Genomic DNA, 230 nt, shown 5'->3' on the forward strand with positions numbered 1-230 from the left:
TTCAGCAGACCTTCTTGCGCCAGCGGACTAATACCGCGGTCGGCGCGATCGCCAAGCCCTGTTGGACGAATAATCGATAAATTACGTGGCGTTTGAGTCTGTTTATATTTATCAGCAAGAGCAGTAATTAACGTGGTGGCTTCCAGAATACCGCCGCCAGCGCCTAACACACAAAGTGTTGCTTCGTCGGGAATATAATTCACCGCTTCCTGTGCCGACAGGACCGGCAC

At 51.7% G+C, this 230-nt stretch carries 1 protein-coding gene; it reads right to left on the reverse strand.

All coding sequences use genetic code 11. The features are described from left to right. On the reverse strand, nucleotides 1–230 hold a 230-nt coding region (locus V5P19_RS24660), incomplete at both ends, for a CoA-transferase (protein ID WP_334408131.1).

Source organism: Enterobacter sp. UNJFSC 003 (genome assembly GCF_036903355.1).
Classification (GTDB): domain Bacteria; phylum Pseudomonadota; class Gammaproteobacteria; order Enterobacterales; family Enterobacteriaceae; genus Enterobacter.